We start from the raw sequence: 21,506 nt of genomic DNA on the forward strand, positions 1-21,506 counted from the left end.
CGGTCAGGCACGATCAGCGGCTGAGGGCCTCCACGACGCGCTGGGCGGCGCGGCCGTCGCCGTAGGGCGTGGCGTCGGTGGGCTGCGGGTCGAGGCTCGCCAGCGCCCACGCGATCGTGCGCGGGTCGGACGCCAGGACGTTCCAGCCCAGCTCCACGGTCTCGACCCACTCGGTCTCGGTGCGCACGGTGACGCACGGGACGCGCAGCAGGAAGGCTTCCTTCTGCAGGCCGCCCGAGTCGGTGATCACCGAGTGAGCGCCCGCCGCGGCGGCCACGAGGCGTCCGTACGGCAGCGGCTCGTGCACGCGCACCGAGCCCTGCTCGAGCACGATGCCGAAGTCGGCGCAGCGCTGCACGAGGCGCGGGTGCGCCAGCAGCACGACCGGTCGCTCGAGCCCCTGCAGGCCCTCGACGATCGCGCGCAGGCGCTCGGGGTCGTCGGTGTTCTCGGCCCGGTGGATCGTGGAGACGTGGTACTCCCCCGCCGTGACGCCGAGGTCGGGGATCTCGAGCTCGCCGGAGTCGATGCGGCGCTTGATGCCGGTCAGCACGTCGGTCATGACGTCTCCCACCAGCACGGAGCGCTCGGCGAGACCTTCGGTGGCCAGGTGCGCCATGGCCTGCTCGGTGGGCGCCAGCAGCAGGTCGGCCGCGTGGTCGGTGAGGACGCGGTTGTGCTCCTCGGGCATCGCGCGGTTGAACGACCGCAGCCCGGCCTCGAGGTGCGCGAGCGGCACCTGCAGCTTCACGGCGCTGACCGCACCGGCGAGCGTGGAGTTCGTGTCGCCGTAGACCAGGACCCAGTCGGGGCGGTGCTCGAGGATGACGTCGTCCATCCGCGCCAGCATCGCGCCGGTCTGCGCTCCGTGGCCGGCCGAGCCGATCTCGAGGTTCACGTCGGGCTCGGCGATGTCGAGCTCGCGGAAGAACTCGCCCGACATGCGCTCGTCGTAGTGCTGACCGGTGTGCACGATGACGTGCTCGACGCCGGCGGCGCGGAACGCGTGGTCGATGGGCGCCAGCTTCACGAACTGCGGGCGGGCCCCGACGATGCTGAGGACCTTCACGTCAGCCGCCGATGACGACGCGGCGGACGCCGGTCCAGCGCTCGGGATCGGTGACGCGGCGGCCGTCGACGATGACGTCGACGCCCGGGAAGTCCGAGGCCGCGAGCTCGCGGTACTCCGCGTGGTCGGCCTGGACGACGATCGCGTCGACCGGCTCGCCGTCGTAGGCGGGCAGCTTGAGCGCCTCGAGCTCGTCGGGCTTGTACATCGGGTCACTGACCTGGACGTCGGCGCCGCGGGCGCGCAGCTCGTCGACCGTGCCGAAGACGCCGGAGAACGCCGTCTCCTTCACGCCGCCGCGGTAGGAGGCGCCGAGCACGAGGACGCGCTTGCCGGTGAGGTCGCCCGCGGCGGCCGCGAGCAGGTCGACCGCGTAGGCGGGCATCGCGGCGTTGGCCTCGCGGGCCGAGCGCACGACGGTGGCGTCGGGGTCGTTCCACAGGTACAGCCGCGGGTAGACCGGGATGCAGTGGCCGCCGACGGCGATGCCGGGCAGGTGGATGTGGCTGAACGGCTGGCTGTTGCAGGCCTCGATGACCTTGAGCACGTCGATGCCGTGCTGGTCGGAGAAGCGCGCGAACTGGTTGGCCAGGCCGATGTTGACGTCGCGATACGTGGTCTCGGCGAGCTTCGCCAGCTCGGCGGCCTCGGCGGTGCCCATGTCCCAGACGCCGTTCGGGCGGGGCAGGTCCTCGCGCTCGTCGAAGTCCAGCACGGTCTCGTAGAACTCGACGGCCTTCGCGGTGGCGGCCTCGTCGAGCCCGCCGACGAGCTTGGGGTACTTGCGCAGGTCGGCGAAGACACGACCCGTGAGCACGCGCTCGGGGCTGAAGACGAGGTGGAAGTCCTGGCCGGCGGCCAGGCCCGAGCCCTCCTGCAGCATCGGTGCCCAGCGGGTGCGGGTGGTGCCGACGGGGAGGGTCGTCTCGTAGATGACGGTGGTGCCGGGCTTGAGGCCGCGGGCGATGTCCTGCGTGGCCGAGTCCATCCAGCCGAAGTCGGGCGTGCCGTCGGCGCCGACGAACAGCGGCACGACGATGACGACGAACTCGGACTGCGAGACGGCGTCGGCGGTGTCGGTGGTGGCGACGAGGTGGCCCGAGCCGACGACCTCGGCCAGCTTCTCGGCGAGGTGGGCCTCGCCCGGGAACGGCTCGGTGCCGGCGTTCACCGTCTCGACGACGGTGGGGCTGACGTCGGCGCCGAACACCTTCTGGCCCTTCGAGGCGAACTGGACGGCCAACGGGAGGCCGATCTTGCCCAGGCCGACGACGGTGATGTTCATGGGGTTCCTTCGAGGGTGGGGGTCGGGGCCGCGCCGTAGGCGGCGGCGAGGGTCTGCGGGTCGCGGGCCTTGACGGTGGCGTCGGCGCGGTGGCCGTACTCGGCGACCAGCAGCGGGCGCGCCTGGGCGGCCCACGGGCGCTTCGGCTTCTTCTCGCCGGTGCGGTCCCACACGACGCGGACCGGGTGGTCGATCCGGGCGGCGGCCCGCACGGCGACGGACATCATCACGGGGCCCTCGGCGTGGATCACGTCGGGCGCGATCTCGTCGAGGGCGGGACCGAGGTGCAGCTCGGGGTCGAGCAGGGCGGGGTCGAGGCGTGCCCACGCGTGCTGGCGCCCCACCGTGCGCCACAGGCGGCGGGCGGCGCGGTCGACGGGACGGCGGCGGCCCTTGCGGACCTTGTACGCCTCGCGTGTGGCCTCGGTGCGCTCGGCGACCCAGCGGCGCTCCGCGCGGGCGAGGAACAGCCGGGCGCGCGGGACGAGCGGCACCTTCGTGTTGCCGCTCTTCACGTAGGCGACGTCGCGCTGGAACGTGGACTCGCTGACGCGCGCCTGCGCGGCGGCCTGGCGGACGCCCGCCTTCAGCAGGGTGCGGTAGCCGAGCGGCTTGGTCCAGCGCGGCGAGCGGGCGCCGTGGCGGCCGGTGCCGAGCCACTTCGGCACGGGCACGGTGGACACGGCGACGTCGTCGACGAGCAGCGGCCCGTCCTCGAGCGCGTCGCCCTTGGCCAGCACGTACACCTCGAAGCCGAGGTCGCGCAGGGCGGTGACGTGGTCGCCGAGGGGCTCGGCGGCGGTGTCGCGCAGGACGACGACGCGCAGGGCGCTCATGCGGTGGCTCCGATCACGGCGGGGTCGAAGCCCACCAGGTCGCGGTAGACCTCGTGCATCGCGTCGGCCTGGTGCTCCCAGGTCCACGCGTCGAGCAGGCCGGGCTGGTCGTAGGCGGCGACGTAGCGCTCGCGGTCGGCCAGCACGGCGCGGACCGCGCGGACGAAGTCGTCGACGTCGCCGACGCGGAAGACCTCGCCCTGGCCCGTGCGGCGGATCGTCTCGGCCATGAACCTCACGTCGCTGCCCACGATCGGCAGGCGGGCCTGCGAGTACTCGTAGAACTTCGTGGCGAGCGAGATCTCGTGGTTCATCATGTGGATCAGCGAGTGCACGCCCAGCGTGGCCGACGACAGGTACGGCACGATCTGCTCGACCGGCACGTAGGGCAGGATGTGCAGCCGCTCGCCCGCGCCCAGCTCGGCGGCGCGCTCCTGGAGCCCGAGCACGACCGGCGAGTCGGGCTGGCCCACGACGAGGGCGACGTGGAGGTCGGGCAGGTGGCCGAGGGACTCGATGACGACGCCGACACCGCGGTTGGGGTCGACGTAGCCGCTGTAGACGATCAGCGGGACCTCGTCGGCGAGGCCGCAGCGGGCGCGCACGCTGGGCGCCTCGGGCGGCGGGTCCTGGACGATCGGGGTGTTGAGCACGATCGTGGGGCGCTCGGGCAGGTGGTGGTGCTCCTGCAGCAGGTCGGCGATCGGGTCGCTGACGGTGAGCACGGCGTCGGCGTACTGGGCGTGCTCGGCCTCGAGCTGCTGCAGCGACGGGATCCAGCGCGGGTGCGCCGTGGCGTGCTCGACGCCCGGCATGAACTCGTGCGCGTCCCACACGAGCTTCACGTCGCGGCCGGCGGCGCGGGCGCGGAACGTGGCGCGCGCGGCGACGAACAGCATGCGGAAGTCGTTGGCGTGGATCAGGTCGGGCTGCAGGCGGTCGATCGCCGGCGCGAAGGCCTCGTCCCACGACTCGATGTTGGGGTCGAGGTGGTTCCAGGACTTCGTGCCGAGGACCTTGATCCAGGCGGCCGTGCTGAGGCGGTCGACGAGGCCGTGCATGCGGTGGCGCTTGCGGCGCACCTCGATCGTGCGCTCTCGCCGGAAGCCACGCCAGGACGCGAGAGCGCGGTTGGCGGCGATGCGCGCCGACAGCACGACGCGCTCGGGGCCCGACGCGCTGCGGCGGCGGTCCTCCAGGACGCGCGCCTGCGCCTCGCACCAGCCGAACAGCTGGTTGGCCCGCGCGCCCGTGCGGTAGGCGAGCGGGTCGCGCCAGCGCGGCGACCGCGCGAGGTGCGCACGCTCGATCCGCTCGGGCCGGTAGTCGACGAGCTCGACCGTGGCGTCGCCCACCTTCCACGCCGGGATGACGTCCTCGGTGCGGTTGATGCCCAGGAGCGTGACCTCCCAGCCGCGGTCGGCCATGGAGCGCGCCTGCTTCTGCACCCGCGAGTCGCGACGCACGTCGTTGTCGACGAGCATCACGACCTTGTTCGGCTGGTCGCTCACGCCAGATCGACCCGCTGACCGCCTCCGTCGGCGGAGTCGATCATCGCCTGCGCCACCTCGACGGTGCGGCGACCCTGCGCGAGGGTGACGATGTCGGTGTCCTGACCGAGGACGGCATCGCGGAAGGTCTCGTGCTCCACCAGCAGCGGCTCGCGCTTGGGGATCGCGAAGCGCGTGACGTCGCCCTCGGCGACGCCCCGGAAGGCGCTCAGCGCGTCCCAGTCGAGCGCGACGGTGGCGTTGCGGTGGAAGGTCAGGTCGGCGGTGAGCGTGTCGGCCACGTAGGCGCCGCGCTCGCCGGTGATGACGGTGCAGCGCTCCTTCATCGGGCTGAGCCAGTTCACCAGGTGGCTGACGATGATGTCGCCCGACAGCGTGCCGACGGCGGCGACCATGTCCTCGTGCGGGCGGCCGCTCTTGGTGACGGTGCGCGCGCTGATGTCGAGGTAGGACTCACCGGTGACGAACGACGCGATGTCGATGTCGTGCGTGGCGAGGTCCTTGACCACGCCCACGTCGGCGATGCGGTGCGGGAACGGGCCCTGGCGGCGGGTGACGACCTGGTAGATCTGGCCGAGCTCGCCCTCCTCCAGCTTGGCGCGCAGCGCCTGCAGCGAGGGGTTGTAGCGCTCGATGTGGCCGACGCCGCCGATCAGACCGGCGTCGCCGAACGCCTTCTCGAGGCGGGCGGCGCCCTCGACCGTGGAGGCCAGCGGCTTCTCGATCAGCGCGTGGATGCCGGCGGACGCGAGCGCCAGGCCGACCTCCTCGTGCAGGCTCGTGGGGCAGGCGACGACCGCGTAGTCGATGCCGAGCGCGATGAGCGACTCGACGTCGGGCACGACGTCGGCGCCGAACAGGCCGGCCTCGAGGGCGGGGTCGCTGATCGCGACGAAGTCGACGCCGTCGAGCTGTCCGAGGATCCGGGCGTGGTTGCGACCCATCGCGCCGGCACCGATGAGGCCGGCGCGCAGCGGGGCGCTCACGCGGTGGCTCCGGCCTCGTTGACGGCCGCGACGATGCGGTCGACGTCGGCGTCGCTCAGGCTCGGGTGCACCGGGATCGAGACGACCTCGGCGGCCGCCTTCTCGGTGGCGGGCAGGTCCCAGCGCGGGTCGGGCGCGCCGTCGACGAGGTACGGGCGCAGGCGGTGCACCGGCGTCGGGTAGTAGACGGCGTTGCCGATGCCGGCCTCGGTGAGGCGCTTCTGGAAGCCGTCGCGGTCGTTCTCCACGCGCACCGTGTACTGGTGGTAGACGTGGCGCGCGCCGTCGGCGACCGGCGGCACGACGACCGAGGTGATCTCGGCGTCGAAGCGGGCGGCGATCGCACGGCGGCGCTCGGTCCACTCGTGCAGGCGGGTGAGCTGCGTGCGGCCGATCGCGGCGGCGACGTCGGTGAGGCGCATGTTCACGCCGACGATCTCGTTGGCGTAGCGCTGCTCCATGCCCTGGTTGCGCAGCAGGCGGATCGTGCGCGCGACCTCGGCGTCGTTCGTGGTGACCATGCCGCCCTCGAGCGAGTGCATGTTCTTGGTCGGGTAGAAGCTGAACGCCGCGGCGGAGCCGAAGCCGCCGACCGGCTTGCCGTCGATCGCGGCGCCGTGGGCCTGGGCCGCGTCCTCGACGACCGCGAGGCCGTGGGTGGAGGCCAGCTCCATGATCGTGGCCATCGCGGCGGGGTGTCCGTACAGGTGCACCGGCATGATGCCGGCGGTCTTCGGGCCGATGGCGGCGCGGACGGCCTCGGGGTCGACGCAGAACGAGTCGAGGTCGATGTCGACGAACACCGGCTCGGCGCCGACGAGCCTGATCGCGTTGCCGGAGGCGGCGAACGTGAACGACGGGACGATGACCTCGTCGCCCGGGCCGATGCCCAGCGCCATCAGGGCCAGCTGGAGCGCCGAGGTGCCGGAGTTGACGGCGACGGCGTGCTCGGAGCCGGCGACCTCGCTGAACTCCTCCTCGAAGGCCTTGACCTCGGGACCCTGCACGACCATGCCGCTGCGGAGCACGCGCACCGCGGCCTCGATGTCGACCTCGTCGATGATGGGCTTGGCGGGCGGGATGAAAGGCTGTTCAGACACGGGTAACACCCTACTTCGTATGTGGGGACGGGCCATGTTCCGGCACCGCCGTGGGGGCAGAGTTCTCGAACCAGCGCGCCAGCACCTCGGCCGAGCGGCGGCCGTCGTGGACGGCCTCGACGAAGGCCCGTCCGTCGCGGGCGGCGGCGCGGCCCGCCTCGCGGTCGGCGAGCAGCCCGAGGACGACGTCGCGCAAGGTCTCGGGGTCGGCCTGCAGGATCGGCACCTCGAGGCCCGTCTCGGCGCGGACGTGCTCGCGCACGCCGGGCGACACGTGGCTGACCACGGTGCGGCCCGCGGCGAGCGCCTCGCACGCCGCGACGCCGTAGTCGGCGGCGCCGAACTGGTCGATGACGACGTCGGCGGTGCCGAACACCTGCGGCATCTCCTCGATCGGGACGCCCTGGACACGGCGGTACTCGATGAGGCCCTGGGCGTCGAGGTCGGCCAGAACGGGGTCGATGTGGTGCGACCCCTTCTGCTTGCTGCTGGGCGCGTGCGCCACGACGGGACGGTCGCGCTCGAGGACGGGCTCGTCGCTGTGCCAGCGGGCGACGTCGACCACGAGCGGCAGCCACGTGCCGTTCGGGACGAACTCCAGCAGGCCGGGCGTGGAGAGGAAGACCGGGCCCGGGTCGCTCGTGTAGACCTCGACGTTGCGGCGCGAGGAGTGCTCGAGCTGGCGCACCCATGCGGCGTCCATGCCGTCGTACTGGGCCCAGCGCTCGTTCGCCGCGTGCACCGACGGGATGCGGGCGTCGCTGCCGTGCGAGAGCAGCGCCACGCGCAGGCCGGCGTCGCGCAGCTCGGCGACGACGTGCTCGAGCGGCATGACGGACTCGCCCAGCACCGGCAGCCCGGCCTCGACGATCACGTGCGTGTAGGCGGCCAGCACGTGCTCGCGCCAGGCCCGGCGCCATGCGAGGTCGCCCTGGAAGCGGCGGCGGTCGACGGTGAGGTCGGCCGGGTACGGGTGCAGCAGCCGGCGGTCCTTGAAGTTCTGTGCGGCGGCGCCCGGGACGTGCGCGTCGACGGCACGGGCCCAGGCGTGCGCCTGGCCGGCGTAGTTCGCGGGCGCGATCAGCAGTCGGGCGGGCTCCTCCGCGATCGGCGGCATCGTGGCGTCGGCGGCGTCGGGCCCGGCGGGAGGGGTCGGCGCGGGCACGTCGAACCGCTCGGCCTCGAGCGCCTCGCGCACCCTCGCGGCGCGGTTGACGAACACGGTGCCCTCGACGCGGCGTCCGAGCTCCCACACGCTGCGGCACGCGGCGTCGTCCATCGCGACGACGACGTCGGCCCACTGCGCCAGCTCGACGGGACGGTCGTCCTCACGGCACCACGTGGCGAGGCGCTCGCGCAGCTTCGGGGCCGGGCCGGGCTCCGGCGCCGGCGGCGGCGCGGGACGCGAGCCGGTGACGCGGCTCCACACCCGCGCGCTGAGACTGCGCGGCGCGGGCTCGACCTTCGGCGGCTTCGGCAGCGGTGGCATCACCGCGAACTCGGCGTCGAAGGCGGGCTTGGGGCGCTTGGCCGCGAGGACGCGCACCTCGACGTCGCCGCCGAGGTCGAGCTTCTCCAGCAGGTTGTCCAGCCACGTCTCGGGGTAGCGGGCGCGGGCCGTGACGGCGAGGACGCGGGTCATCGACGGTCCTCCTTCGCGTCGAGGTCCTCCAGCGCCGCCGGCCAGGCCGAGGGGCGCCACGTGGGCACGACGGTGGCGGGGTCGAGCGCCAGCGCGGCGCGGATCGCGTCCGTGATCGCCTGAGGGGTCAGGTCGGCGGCGCGGACCACCTGGCTGGCCGCCTCGAACGGGTGCCCGGGGCCCGGCTGCTGCGCCGTGCACCAGACGACGGGGACGCCTGCGGCGAGGTGGTCGGCGGTGCGGCCCGCGGGCAGGTCGCCCCGCGAGACGACCACGACGAGGTCGAGACCGCGGTGCACGTCGGGCAGGTCGTCCACGGACGGCGAGGCCTCCGCGACGACGCCGGCGGAGGCGGCCTGCGCGAGCACCGAGGGAGCGACACTCGTGGCCGGAGGGCGACCGAACACGGCGAGCGTGGCCTCGGTCAGGACGGGGTGGACGGCGCGGGCGGCGATCCAGCCCTCGACGACCTCGACGAACGCGCTCCAGGCGTCGGGCTCGACGAAGCAGCCCACGCGCAGCGGCCAGTGCTCGCGGCGGGCCGGGAGGGCGGCGCCGGGCTCGGGCTCGGCGCCGAAGCCGTCCGGCACGACCAGCGCGCGGTCGGCGGCCGTCGGGTCGACGTCGCGCAGGCGCGATCGGGTGCCCTCGTCGGGGCACCACGCGGTGGCGCGGGAGAGGGCGTCGCGGACCCGCTCGCCGCCGATCTCGAAGTCGCCGCCGGTCGTACGGGCGAGGTCGACCACGAGGTCCGCACCGTGGCGCGCGCTGACGTCGGCGGCGACGGCGACCGTGACCATCGGGGCCGCGACGGCCACGACGAGGTCGACGCCCTCGGTGTCGGCGACCCGCAGCGCCTCCTCGCGCAGGCGGTCGTGCACGTGACCGAAGCCCGGCTCGTCGAACTGGGCGGCGGCGCGGGCCAGCCACTCGTCGCGCCAGCCGGCGGGGTCGAGGGCGCGCTCGTGCGACCAGCGGTCGATCCGCTGGAGCTCGTCGGGGTGGTCGTCCGCGATGCGCAGGATCCGGACGTCGTCGGGGACCCGGCGCGCGAGCGCGGGGTCGAGGCCGTCGTCGCGCACGGCGGCGGGGCTGTCGACCGTGATCACGGTGACGAGGCAGCCGGCCTCGGAGAGCGCCGCGACGAGGTCGGCGGTGCGACGGGAGAGGGAGGAGTCGATCGGCGGGACACTCCACCCGAGGACGACGGCGCGCGAGACGGCCGCGCCTCCCCCTACAGATCGCACGACGCCCACCCTAACCGCCGGGCGCACGCCGCCCGCGACGCCACCGGTCCGGTGCGAGGGGACCGCGCCACCCACGGCCGGGCGGCCACCGCGTCGCGTTGCTACGTTCGTCGGGTGACGACTGCGACCACGCCGACGGCCACCGAGTCCACGGTGTGGATCTCCTGGCTGCGCGCGATCGCCATCATCGGCGTCGTCACGATCCACTCGGTGGCGCCCAACGCCGCCGCCGAGGACGCCCGCTCCACGACCGTCGGGACCCTGGCCATCTGGCTCGACATCGGCGCCGTGTGCGCGGTGCCGCTGTTCGTGATGCTGAGCGGCTCGGTGCTGCTCGACCCGCGCCGGTACGGCAGCCACTCGGTCTTCCTGCGCAAGCGCGCCGCCCGCCTCGTCCCGGCCCTCGTCTTCTGGCACCTCTGGTACTGGGCGCTGGTCAGTCGCCAGGACGGCACCGTGCTGCCGTGGCGCGACGCCCTGCTGGAGACCGTCACCGGCGAGCTCTACACGGCGCTGTACTTCTTCTGGATCATCATCGGGCTCGCCCTGATCACGCCGCTCGTGATCGGCTTCGTCTCCACCTCGAGCCGCCGGGCCGTGCTCGTGGCCGGCGCGGCGCTCGCCACGATCCCCGCTCTCTCGCTGGCCACGATCCAGCCGCGCGAGGCGTCGGTGGTCCTCGTCGAGACGGCCTGGACGTGGTGGTTCGGCTACCTCGGGGTCTACCTCCTGGGCTGGGGCCTGCGCGGGGTGCGACTGCGTGGTCTCGCGCTCGCGGCGGTCTCGGCCGCGACCCTCGCCCTCGGGGCCCTCGGGTGCTGGCAGTGGCGCAACCCCGAGGCGCCGCAGTGGCTCCAGACGATCAGCCCGGTCAGCTACTACGGCGCGGGCACGATCCTCTACACGATCGGCGTCTTCCTCGTGGCGCAGGCGCTCATCCAGCCCGACGGGCTGCTGCGCGTGCTGGCCCGCGGCATCGGCGCCCGCCTGGGCACCACGCTCGGGGCGGCCACGCTCGGCGTCTTCGGCCTCCACCTGACGTTCGTGTGGCTGCTGCCCGAGCTGGGCATCGGCGGCGACCTCCCCGCCGCCGAGGCCGTGGGTCCCATGCTCGGACGCCTCGCGATCACCCTCGCCGCCAGCTTCGCCGTCGTGCTGGTGCTGCGGCGGGTCCCGGTGGTCCGCTCCGTCCTGTGAGCGGGGCGTCCGTCCGCCGCTCGTCGCCGTGGGTTCACCGTGACGCAGCATGGTGCCGATAACGTGAGGCGGGACCTCGACGCACGCGACGACCGGGAGAGGGTGGAGCGAGACCGATGGACGTGAGCACGATCCGCGACCTCATCGACCCCTTCCCCGACGTCCATGCCGCGTCCACGCGCGTCTTCCTCGGCCCGGCGAACTCGGCCGGCCAGGCCGGCCAGTGGGCCAAGGCGCTCGGCCGTCTGGCCGAGGACACGTGGGCGATCAGCTACCGCTACTGCGTCACGCCCCACCTCGCGCCGGCGCACCTGCGGGTGGACTCGAACCTGGCCCGCTACTCGATCGACTGGAGCCCGCGCATGCGCGACTTCGTCGTCGAGAGCTTCACGCACGTGCTGATCGAGTCGAACCACGCGCTGTGGGGCGGACCCGACCTCGCCTTCGACAACCGCGCGGTCGTCGAGGAGTTGCGGGCGGCGGGCGTGTCCGTGGCGATGGTGGCGCACGGGTCCGACGTGAAGATCCCGAGCGTCTACCGGCACCTGCACCCCGACACCCAGTACGAGCAGCTCGACCCCGACCTCGTCGACACGCTCGAGACGATCGCGCGCCGCAACGTCGAGGACTTCGCCGCGTTCGACGGGCCCACGTTCGTCACCAGCCCGGTGCTCATCCCGTTCGTGCCCGGCTCGCGCTGGCTGCCGCTCACGCTCGACGTGGAGCGGTGGACGTGCGACCGGCCCGTGCTCGAGCGCGACCGGCCCGTCGTCGTCCACAGCCCGAGCTCGGCGCAGAAGAACAGCGTGTGGATCGACCCCGTCCTTCAGGAGCTGCACGACGAGGGCGTCCTCGAGTACCGGCGACTCCAGGGCATCCCCCACGACGAGATGCCCGACGTGATCCGCGACGCCGACATCGTCGTGGAGCAGCTCGGCGCCGGCGGCTACGGCGTGGCCGCGTGCGAGGCCATGGCGGCCGGCCGGGTCGTGGTCGGCACGGTCGACCCGACGATCCGGCGTCACATCAAGGCGGTCACCGGTCACGACGTGCCGATCGTGCGGGCCACTCGCGAGACGATCGCCGAGGTCGTGCGCGAGCTCGTCGCCGACCCCGAGCGCTCCCGCCGACTGGGCGCCGAGGGCGTGGAGTACGTCAACGCGATCCACGACGGGCGGTACGCCGCCGACGTCCTGCGCACCTGGATCGACCCGGAGGGCGAGCCGCTCAGCGACGTGCGTCCCGCCGAGACGCCGCCCGAGCCGGACTGCACCGTGATCGTGGCGGTCCACAACACCGCCACCTACCTGCCCGAGGCGCTGGCCAGCCTCGAGCGGCAGACGATCGGCCTCGACGCCCTCCAGCTCGTGCTGGTCGACGACGGGTCCACGGACGACAGCGGCCGGATCCTCGACGAGTTCGCCTCGCGCCACGGGGACAACGTCGTCGTGATCCACCAGCCGCCGTCCGGGACGCCGGCCGTGCCGTTCAACCGCGGACTCGAGCGGGCCACCGGGCGCTACGTGTTCTTCCTCGGGTCCGACGACGTGCTCGACGACGACGCCCTCGAGCTGCTCGTCGGCCACGCCGACGTGTGGGAGTCCGACGTCGTCTTCGGCCGGATGGAGCCCATCGGCGAGCGCGCCGTGCCGATCCTCATCTACCGCGCCGGACGCGTGCGCGACATGGACCTCTACGCGTCGCGGCTGCCCTACAACCTCTCGAACACGAAGCTGTTCCGGCGCGAGCTCGTCGAGCGGCTGGGCCTGCGGTACCGCGAGGACATGCGCCAGCGCTGCGACCAGCCGTTCACGCTCACCGCGATGGTGAACGCCCGCCGGATCTCGATGATCGGCGACGGCGCGACCTACCACGCACGCGAGCGGCACGACCGGTCCAACGTCACGTACACCGCCGACTCGGCCGAGAAGTACGCCTCCACCGAGATCGTCATGGAGACGATCGCCGACTGCATCCCGCCCGGCCCGCAGCGCGACCACGTGATGAAGCGCCAGTTCGACAACACGATCCGCGGCGACCTGCGCGACTCGCTCGCGCTGCGCGACGACGCCGAGCGGGCCTTCGTGTTCGACCGGATCGAGGACCTCGCGCAGCGCTACCTGACCGACAACCTGTTCCGCCGGATGCACGTGATCCATCGCGCGATCATCGCGGCGGCGCTGCGGCGGGACGTCGACACCACGCTCGCGCTGCTGCAGGCCGACGAGGACAAGGGCCGCGGCGTCGACCTCCACGTCGTCGACGGGCGCGCGCACTTCGCCTACCCCGGCTTCGACCCGGCCGACGCGGAGTCGCGGTCGGCCTACGAGATCACGTACGAGAAGCCGGTGAAGCGGATCGCGTCGCTGTTCGGCCGCGCGAAGGCCGAGCTCGACGGCAGCTCCGTCGTCATCACCGGACGGTCGCGCGTGCGCGGGACACCGACGTACGCGGGTCGCCTCGTGCGCGACTCCAGCGCGCCCAGCGAGGCCGTGCATGCGAAGAGACCGCCCCAGCGCGGGCGCGAGGTCGAGGCGCACCTCGACACCGAGGCGGGGACGTACCGGCTCACGATCGACGCGGGCTCGCTGTCGGAGCGCGCCTACCGCCCGAGCATCGCGCTGCAGGTCGGCGACCTCTGGTACGACGTCCCGCTGCGGTTCGAGGGCGAGCACCCGCTGCGCACCGGCCTGCTGCGCAAGCGCACGATCGGCGTCGCCCGCGCCGACGACGCCGGGCACCTCGTGCTCGACGTCGACTGACTCAGGGCGCCAGGCGGTCGCGAGCCCACGCGTCGCCGTCGCGGGTGAAGCGGATGCGGTCGTGCAGGCGGTTCTCGCGGCCGTGCCAGAACTCGAGGACCTCCGGCGCGATCCGGTAGCCGCCCCAGCCCTCGGGCCGGCGGTCGGCCGCTCCCCCGCGCTCGGCCTCGTGCCAGCGACGATCCAGCTCGTCCCGCCCCTCGACGACCTGCGACTGCGGCGACGCGGCGGCGCTGATCCGCGCGCCCTCGGGACGGGCGGCGAAGTAGGCGTCGGACTCGTGCGCCTGGATCCGGGTCACGGCGCCCTCGATCCGCAGCTGGCGGTGCAGCGGGTGCCACAGCAGCACGGCCGCGGCCCGCGGGTTCTCGGCCAGCTCGCGACCCTTGCGCGAGTCGTAGTTCGTGAAGAACACCGCGCCCGCCGCGTCGAAGCCCTTGAGCAGCACGATCCGCACCGAGGGCTCACCCGCCGCGGTGGCGGTGGCGAGCGCCATCGCGTTCGGCTCGTGCACGCCCGCGGCCACGGCCTCGGAGATCCACGTCTGCGCCAGCGCGACCGGGTCGTCGCCCGCCGTGTCCTCGTCCAGCCCCACCCGCGCGTACTCGGTCCGCATCCGCGCCAGCTCGTCGCTCATGCGCCCACCGTAGCCAGCGCGGCCGGTCCCCTCAGCGCCACTTCACGAGGTTTCCTGTCACTTCACGAGGGTTGCGAACCTCGTGAAGTGACAGTTTCCCCGGTTAACCGGGGAAACTGGCAGCGCTCCGCCGACCTGCCGGATCGACCCGGAAACGGACCGTGCCGCACGGGGTGAGACGCGCACAGGGCACTATTGAGTCATGACTCAAGTGCACCACGGACTGGAAGGCGTCGTAGCGTTCGAGAGCGAGATCGCCGAACCCGACAAGGAAGGCTCCGCGCTCCGGTACCGCGGCGTCGACATCGATGACCTCGTCGGCCGCGTGCCGTTCGAGAAGATCTGGGGCCTGCTGGTCGACGGCACCTACGACCCGGGCCTGCCCCCGGCCGAGCCGTATCCCATCCCCGTGCACTCCGGCGACATCCGCGCCGACGTCCAGAGCGCGATCGCGCAGATGGCTCCCGTGTGGGGCCTGCGCCAGCTCTACGACATCGAGACCCCCGAAGAGGTCCGTGACGACCTCGCCCGCACCGCCGTCATGGTGCTCTCCTACGTCGCCCAGGCCGCCCGCGGCCTCGGCAAGCCGATGGTCCCCCAGAGCGAGATCGACAAGTGCGACACGATCGTCGAGCGGATGCTGACCCGCTGGCGCGGTGAGGTCAACCCCGACCACGCCAAGGCCATCGACGCCTACCTGGTCTCCGCCGCCGAGCACGGCATGAACGCGTCCACCTTCACCGCGCGCGTCATCTCCTCCACCGGCGCCGACGTGGCCGCCGCGCTGTCCGGCGCGGTCGGCGCGATGTCGGGCCCGCTGCACGGCGGCGCCCCGTCGCGCGTGCTGCACATGATCGAGCAGGTCGAGAAGACCGGCGACGCCGAGGCATACGTCAAGAACCTCCTCGACTCGGGCGAGCGCCTCATGGGCTTCGGCCACCGCGTCTACCGCGCCGAGGATCCCCGCGCCCGCACGCTGCGCCGCACCGCCAAGGAGCTCGCCGCGCCCCGCGCCGAGGTCGCCGAGGCCCTCGAGCAGGCCGCCCTCAAGGAGCTGCGCGAGCGTCGTCCCGACCGCGTGCTGGAGACGAACGTCGAGTTCTGGGCCGCGATCGTGCTGGACTTCGCCGAGATCCCGGCGAACATGTTCACCGCGATGTTCACCTCCGCCCGCACCGCCGGCTGGAGCGCCCACATCCTCGAGCAGTACAAGACCGGCCGCCTGATCCGCCCCTCGGCGATCTACACCGGTCCGGCCGAGCGCCGCGCCGACGAGGTCGACGGCTGGAACCCGGCCTGGGGCGAGTCCAAGGCCTGAGCCTCGCACGATCCCGCACGGGGTGTCGCCACGGTCGTGGCGACACCCCGTCGCCGTTTCCCCTCCCCTTGCAGGGGTTTCGGGCGGTCGGTGTGCTTCACTCCTGTCCGTGACCAGGATGCGCGCGCTGACGTTCGCGCTCGGTGCGTTCCTGTCCGCGGGGTACGCGCCCACCGTTGAGCGCACGGAGCGCCGCGGGACCGCCGGCGTCCGCGACGACCTCTTCACGATCACGACCGGCCTCGACCCCGACCGCGTCCTCACGGTCGGCCCGCACCCGGGCTGGGAGCCGCGCCCCGGCCTCGAGCTCGACGCGCAGCTGCCCGTGCCGTGGCCCGAGTCGTACCTGACGAAGTACCGCCAGCACTTCGCGCCGTGGCCGTTCCAGGTCAACGCCTCACTGCTCGCCTCCCACGTCCGCCGGCACCCCGAGAGCCGCGACCTCGTCCGGTCGATCGCGGAGGCCCTGTACGACCGCCTGCTGGAGCACACCGAGCAGGTCGGCGACGCGCGCTTCGTCGTCTACCGGTTCGGCCGTCGATACGAGGGCGTGCGGGTGAGGGCGCCGTGGACGTCCGGCCTCGGCAACGGTGCCGCGATCTCCGGCCTCGTCGCGCTCGACCACGCCTTCCACGACCCTCGCTACCTGCGCACGGCGCGTGAGCTGGCCGCCGCCTACCGCGTCCGCGGACCGTCGACCGAGCACCTGTGGTTCAGCCTCGTGGCCGACGAGGGCTACCTCTGGTTCGAGGAGCAGCCGATCGACGACCCCGTGCAGCCGATGATCCTCAACGGGCACGTCACCGCGCTGACCGGGCTGTACTACCTGTGGGACCGTGGCGGCCGCGACCCCGAGGTGTTGGAGCTGCTGTCGGCCGGACTGACCGCCGCCGCGCACTACGGGCCCCGGTTCCGGGCGCCCGGGGCGGCGAACCGCTACCAGCTGCGCGAGCCCGGGCACCCGGACTACGGACCCGCCCGGACGGTGAGGCAGCAGCAGGTCATGTACGCGATGACGGGCGATCCCCGGTTCCTCGAGCTGCGCGACCAGTTCGCCACCGACATGGGCATCGATCCCGAGGGCTTTCCGACACCGCTCGCCTGAGATTCGCTCGCGCAGATCGTTGCCATATTGGGCCCAACGGAGTAGACTTCGAACATCGGTTCGGAGGGGTTCGGGGGGATCTGGTGGACGTCGTCGGAGGGCTCAGGTCGGGGCAGCGGTTCCTGGCCGACGCGCGCTCGCGTGACCTGTCCGCGTTGTCGCCGGAGCAGATCGCAGCTGAGGTCACGGCAGTGCAGGCCATGCGTCGCGAGGCTGACGCACTCCATCTCGCGCTGGTGGCTGCCGCCGATCGGACTGACGCCCACCGCGCGACCGATGCCGCGAGCCTGACCGCGCTGGTCGCCACGGAGTCCGGCGTCACGCGGCGCGAGGCCGCGAAGGAGATCCGTCTGGCGAACCGGCTCGAGGCCGCGCCCCGGGTGCGGGAGGCGCTGGCGGAGCCGGGCATGTCCACCGCCAAGGCCGCGATCGTCACCGACGCGCTCGACACCCTCCCGACGGGCCTCACCGTCGAGCAGCGCGACCTGGTCGAGGCCGACATGGTGGCGGCGGCGCGGGTGATGACGGCCGACCAGCTGCGCCGCAAGGCCCGCCGCGCGGTCGAGGTCGTCGACGTCAATCGCGCCGACCGGATCGAGAACGACCAGCTCACCCGGGACGAGTCGGCCCAGCGGCAGCAGCGCGAGTTCTGGATCGGCCGTCCCGACGAGACCACCGGACTCGTCCCGTTCGGCGGCAAGACCGACGCCGTGACCGCCGACATGCTGCGCGCGGTCGTGGAGTCGAAGACCGCCCCGCGCGCCACCTCGACTGAGAACGCAGGCTTGCGGCCGCAGGAGAAGGCGGGCGAGGCGTTCGCCGAGATCGTCCGCCACCTGCCCCGCGACGGCTACGGCAACCACGGCGGCGTCGCCGCCACGCTGGTCGTCACCGTCGACGAGCAGACCCTGCGAGGCCAGACCGACCGCGCCGGCGTGACGGAGTTCGGCACTCCTGTCAGCGCCGGCCAGCTCCGCAAGCTCGCCTGCGACGCCGGCATCCTCCCCGTCGTGATGAACGGGACCAGCCAGGTCCTCGACGAGGGCCGGTCGAAGCGTCACCACACCGCCGCTCAACGCATCGCCCTCGCCCAACGCGACCAAGGCTGCGCGTTCCCCGACTGCGACCGACCACCCGGCTGGACCGAGGCTCACCACGTGATCCCGTGGAGCCACGGCGGACCCACCGACCTCACATCAGGAGTGCTGCTCTGCAGTCACCACCACCATCGCGTCCACGACGCCCACATCGCAGTCAGGCTCAGTGGAGACGACGGCACGCCCGAGTTCCGCCTGCGCGGGGAATGGCACCGCAACCACCGCTACCGACCCTTGGCGGCGTCAGCGTGATCTCGATACACCGCCTCGCAGGCTCGGCGGCACTCGATCAGCCGGGACTCAGTCGGGGATGGCGCCGCGCTCGGACTCGTTGAAGACCTCGTCGATGACGCGGTCGGCGGCGTGCCCGTCCTCCAGGCCGCCGAAGCGCTCGCGGAACGCGGCCAGCCGGTCGGCGTAGCGCGTCTCCAGCTCCGGCAGGCTCGCCACGGCGTCGATGACCTCGTCGCTCGTGCGCAGCACCGGGCCGGGCGCGATCTCCTCGAGGTCGACGTAGAAGCCGCGCAGGTCGTCGCGGTAGTGCTCGAGGTCGTACACGTACGAGATGATCGGCCGGCCGCGCTGGGCGTAGTCGAACATGATCGACGAGTAGTCCGTGATCAGCGCGTCGGCCACCAGCAGCAGGTCCTGCGTGTCCGGGTACTTCGAGACGTTGACGATGCTCGCGTCGAGGTCCTTCGGCCAGGTGAACTTCACCAGCGGGTGCAGGCGCACCAGCAGGGTGACGTTGTCACCCAGGCGCTCGGCGAAGCGGCCGAGGTCGAGGGCCATGTCGTGCGCCCAGGCGCCCTTCGCGCCCGCGGCGCGGCCGTCGTCGCGGAACGTCGGCGCGTAGAGCACCACGGTGCGGTCCTCGGCCAGCCCCAGCCGCAGCCGCGTCTCCCGCGCCCGTTGCGCGCCCTTCTCGGTGTGGAACACGTCGTTGCCCGGGTAGCCCGACTCGATGATCGGCCCGGTGAAGCCGAACGCGCTCCGGAACGCCTCGGTCGCGTAGGGGCTCGGCGAGACGAGGCTGGACCAGCGGTCCACGAGCTCCTGCGCCTTCGCGTGGTAGTCGTCGGCGCGGCCGTACATGACCGGCACGTCGTTCTGCATCCGCTTGAGCGGGGTGCCGTGCCAGGTCTGCAGGTAGTGCGTGCCACGGGGGCGTTTGCAGAGGTCGTGGACGTTCTGGTTGAACACCCAGTACCTCGCCCGCGAGAGGGTCCAGAAGTAGCGCGGCGTCAGCCGGAACACCTTGTGCGTGCCCGGCGGCACCCGCAGCGTGGAGTTGTTGACGTACCAGAGGTCGAGCGACGTGCCGCGCTCGTGGAGCCGCTCGAAGAGCGCGCGCGGGCTGCCACCGTAGGCGTTGCCGCGATCGCTCTCGAACACCGCGATGTCCCGCCGGGGCAGCAGGCTGCCGAACCGGAACATCAGCGACATCGCGCGGTAGTAGTGCGGCCCGGCGCGGAAGCGCTTGAACGCGTCGCGCACCCAGCGCTGGTTGCGCAGCCGCAGCAGCCGCGTGGACAGGCCGTCGGCCGTGCGCACCATCTCGTAGTTGCGCTCGCCGTAGCCGGAGGTCGGCAGCTCGAGGTACTTCGCGGCCCGACGGGCGTACAGGTCGTCCATCGTGAAGGCGGACTCGGCCGACGTGACCACCTCGGCCGCGAGGTCGGCGGCACGGTGCGCGATCGGACCGGGCAGCTCGGTGGCGGCGTCCACGAAGGGCGTGCGCGCGCCGGTCAGCACGGCGTCGTCGAAGCGGAAGAAGAACACCGGACGACGCAGGAACGCGGCGTCCCACGCCACGCTCGAGTAGTCGGTGACCAGCGCGGCGCTCGTGCGGATGAGCTCCTGCACGTCGGCGTCGCGCGGCGCGATCGAGATGCCCTCGAGCGGCAGGTCGTCCACGAGCGCCCGCAGGTTCGGGTGCATCACCATGAGGATCTCGACGCCCTGCTGCTGCAGGCCCTGGATCCGCGGGTCGTTGAGGAACTCCAGCCAGTTGGCCAGGTAGGTGCTGGTCAGCACGCTCTCGCGGCTGGTCAGCCAGTCGCGCCACGTGGGCATCACCAGCAGGCGGCGCTGCACCTGCGGCTCGCCCTCGAAGAGCGAGTCGTAGCGTGCGAAGCCGGTGACGGCGACCTGGGACGGGAAGAAGTCGAGGTCCTCGATGAAGATCTGGCGCTCGGCCGCGGAGTTCACCACGACGCGGTCCGGCGGCATCTCCTGCATGTGCAGTCGGCCGTAGTTCAGGCGCACGTTCTTCATGCCCGTGACGCCGTGCTGGAGGAACACACGCAGGCCGCGCGCGTGCCGGGCCAGCCGCGGCGAGCGCGAGGCGTGCAGGTACTCGGCGTGGTGGCTGCCGACGAAGCGCGAGGCCAGGGCCGTGTAGCGGATGTGCTCGCGCGAGCGGGCGGTGACGACCTGACGGAACGGCTCGACCTTGTCGCGGTCGGGCGAGTCGGCGTCGATCACGTAGTAGGCCCGGCGCTCGGGGTGGTTCCGGCGGATCCAGCGGAACAGCGCGAAGCCGTTGTCCTGCGCCTTGTAAGGCACCTCGCCGACGAGCCAGATGCCGGAGAACGGCCGCAGCGGTGTCATCAGCCACGCCCAGCGCGAGAGGCGGCGCAGGTAGCGGTGGTTCTCCACGGTGAACCGCTCGGACCAGAACGCGAGGCGCTTCGCGCGGAAGGTCAGGTAGGGCACCCACTGGTCGACGTGGCCGCCGCCGGTGGTGGGCACCGGCAGGTCGCGCAGCCGGAAGTGGCGGAAGCTCTTCTCCGCGAACGGCACGCGCACCGGCAGGTCGAAGCCGCTCAGGTCCATGATCAGGTGCGGGTCGACGATGCCCTCGCGCTCGTCGTCGGAGACGGCGTCGGGCATGAGGTCGAAGCTGATCGCGTACTCGTACAGGCCGTGCGTGGCGGTCGCGTCGCGCTCCACGATCTGCACCGGGATCTCCTGCGTGCTGCCCGAGAAGCGCCACTGCAGCGAGAGGCGGATGTCGCTGGCGGGCCGCGAGAAGGTCTTGAGCAGCAGCTCGGTGGCGATGCCCTTCGGGCCGACGTCCAGGCGCGTGCCCTCCACCTCGAAGCGACGGATCGGCTCGGCGGCGTACCGCACCGAGACGTTGCCCTGGTCGGTGACGTGGGTCCAGGCGTGCACCTGCTCGCCGAACGGCGAGGCGGCGCCCTCGAGCTCGATGCGGTCGAGCGCGGCGGCCGTGTCGGTGTGGTCGAAGCGACCCAGCCGGAGCTCGGTGCGCTTCTTCCCCGTGCCCTCGACCTCGGCGAAGAGGTCGAATCGGCCGGCGGCGCGACCGCCGAGCTCCCACAGCTGCACGGGGTCGAGCGTGAACGCGAAGCGGGCGGAGGCCGGCTGCTCGAGCCGGACGGCCACCTGGTCGAGGCGGCTGGCGGGCCGGACCACGAGGGCCACGACGCGCACCGGGTCGCGGAACTCGCCGGCGTAGTGGATCAGGCCGGCGTCGTGCCGGATCGCGAGCCGCGCGTGGGGGCGGGGTGCCGGACCGCGGCCGAGGGCTCGGCGCAGGCGGTCCTTCGCGCGCTCGGGGACCATCGCCACGACGCGGCGACGCACTCGACCCACGTCAGGCATGCTCTCCTCGGTTCCCGTCGACATCACGGCGGGACGACGCCCACCGGGTACGCAGTTGTCGATTCTAGTGGTGGAGACCGAGGC

Annotated in this window: 15 protein-coding genes; 5 read left to right on the plus strand and 10 right to left on the minus strand. The window is 72.7% G+C overall.

The window, feature by feature from the left end:
• Positions 1-13: 13 nt before the first annotated feature.
• From wecB to ACK99Q_RS01830, 8 genes are read right to left on the minus strand one after another with little or no spacing between them, the layout of a single operon-like run.
• The gene (gene wecB, locus ACK99Q_RS01795; RefSeq protein ID WP_410184535.1) at positions 14-1,069 is read right to left on the minus strand and encodes a non-hydrolyzing UDP-N-acetylglucosamine 2-epimerase; all 1,056 of its coding nucleotides are present in this window, start codon (positions 1,067-1,069) and stop codon (positions 14-16) included.
• Between the two features lies 1 nt (position 1,070).
• Positions 1,071-2,354 (minus strand): nucleotide sugar dehydrogenase, encoded by a 1,284-nt coding sequence (locus ACK99Q_RS01800; RefSeq protein WP_410184536.1) that lies wholly within the window; start codon positions 2,352-2,354, stop codon positions 1,071-1,073.
• On the minus strand, positions 2,351-3,190 hold the full coding sequence (locus ACK99Q_RS01805; RefSeq protein ID WP_410184537.1) for a hypothetical protein: 840 nt from the start codon (positions 3,188-3,190) through the stop codon (positions 2,351-2,353). Before ACK99Q_RS01805 ends, ACK99Q_RS01800 begins: the two co-directional genes overlap by 4 nt.
• Positions 3,187-4,701 carry a glycosyltransferase family 4 protein gene (locus ACK99Q_RS01810; protein ID WP_410184538.1) on the minus strand — a complete coding sequence of 505 codons (1,515 nt, stop codon included), beginning with the start codon at positions 4,699-4,701 and terminating at the stop codon, positions 3,187-3,189. The genes ACK99Q_RS01805 and ACK99Q_RS01810 overlap by 4 nt, the downstream gene beginning before the upstream one ends.
• Positions 4,698-5,687, minus strand: a complete 990-nt coding sequence (locus tag ACK99Q_RS01815; protein WP_269305271.1) for a Gfo/Idh/MocA family protein — start codon at positions 5,685-5,687, stop codon at positions 4,698-4,700. Before ACK99Q_RS01815 ends, ACK99Q_RS01810 begins: the two co-directional genes overlap by 4 nt.
• Positions 5,684-6,787: a DegT/DnrJ/EryC1/StrS family aminotransferase gene (locus ACK99Q_RS01820; protein WP_410184539.1), complete on the minus strand. Its 1,104-nt coding sequence runs from the start codon at positions 6,785-6,787 to the stop codon at positions 5,684-5,686. Before ACK99Q_RS01820 ends, ACK99Q_RS01815 begins: the two co-directional genes overlap by 4 nt.
• Positions 6,788-6,797: 10 nt before the next feature.
• A complete protein-coding gene (locus tag ACK99Q_RS01825) occupies positions 6,798-8,429 on the minus strand; it encodes a glycosyltransferase (protein WP_410184540.1) in 1,632 nt (543 codons plus the stop codon).
• Positions 8,426-9,676: a hypothetical protein gene (locus tag ACK99Q_RS01830; RefSeq protein ID WP_410184541.1), complete on the minus strand. Its 1,251-nt coding sequence runs from the start codon at positions 9,674-9,676 to the stop codon at positions 8,426-8,428. The genes ACK99Q_RS01825 and ACK99Q_RS01830 overlap by 4 nt, the downstream gene beginning before the upstream one ends.
• 114 nt (positions 9,677-9,790) lie before the next feature.
• On the opposite strand from ACK99Q_RS01830, the gene ACK99Q_RS01835 reads away from it, so the two are divergent.
• Both ACK99Q_RS01835 and ACK99Q_RS01840 read left to right on the plus strand, forming a co-directional pair.
• A complete protein-coding gene (locus ACK99Q_RS01835; protein ID WP_410184542.1) occupies positions 9,791-10,873 on the plus strand; it encodes an acyltransferase in 1,083 nt (360 codons plus the stop codon).
• 122 nt (positions 10,874-10,995) lie between these two features.
• Positions 10,996-13,635 carry a glycosyltransferase gene (locus ACK99Q_RS01840; protein WP_410184543.1) on the plus strand — a complete coding sequence of 880 codons (2,640 nt, stop codon included), beginning with the start codon at positions 10,996-10,998 and terminating at the stop codon, positions 13,633-13,635.
• A gap of 1 nt (position 13,636) precedes the next feature.
• On the opposite strand, the gene pdxH is transcribed toward ACK99Q_RS01840, so the two are convergent.
• Positions 13,637-14,272, minus strand: coding sequence for a pyridoxamine 5'-phosphate oxidase (gene pdxH / locus ACK99Q_RS01845; RefSeq protein ID WP_410184544.1), 636 nt, complete (start codon positions 14,270-14,272; stop codon positions 13,637-13,639).
• A 202-nt stretch (positions 14,273-14,474) separates the two neighbouring features.
• Here pdxH and ACK99Q_RS01850 point away from each other — a divergent pair, with 202 nt between their 5' ends.
• The 3 genes from ACK99Q_RS01850 (at position 14,475) to ACK99Q_RS01860 (ending at position 18,044) form a co-directional block, all read left to right on the plus strand.
• Entirely contained in the window at positions 14,475-15,590 is a 1,116-nt protein-coding gene (locus ACK99Q_RS01850; RefSeq protein ID WP_410184545.1) for a citrate synthase 2, read from the plus strand.
• A gap of 118 nt (positions 15,591-15,708) precedes the next feature.
• Complete coding sequence (locus ACK99Q_RS01855; protein WP_410186051.1) at positions 15,709-16,695, plus strand: D-glucuronyl C5-epimerase family protein; 987 nt, start codon at positions 15,709-15,711, stop codon at positions 16,693-16,695.
• A gap of 83 nt (positions 16,696-16,778) precedes the next feature.
• Positions 16,779-18,044: a DUF222 domain-containing protein gene (locus tag ACK99Q_RS01860; protein ID WP_410184546.1), complete on the plus strand. Its 1,266-nt coding sequence runs from the start codon at positions 16,779-16,781 to the stop codon at positions 18,042-18,044.
• A 48-nt stretch (positions 18,045-18,092) separates the two neighbouring features.
• On the opposite strand, the gene ACK99Q_RS01865 is transcribed toward ACK99Q_RS01860, so the two are convergent.
• Positions 18,093-21,413, minus strand: coding sequence for a CDP-glycerol glycerophosphotransferase family protein (locus ACK99Q_RS01865; RefSeq protein WP_410184547.1), 3,321 nt, complete (start codon positions 21,411-21,413; stop codon positions 18,093-18,095).
• Positions 21,414-21,506: the final 93 nt, after the last annotated feature.

The organism is Aeromicrobium sp. MLTX1 (genome assembly GCF_046452335.1).
In the GTDB taxonomy this organism is placed as follows: Bacteria; Actinomycetota; Actinomycetes; order Propionibacteriales; family Nocardioidaceae; genus Aeromicrobium.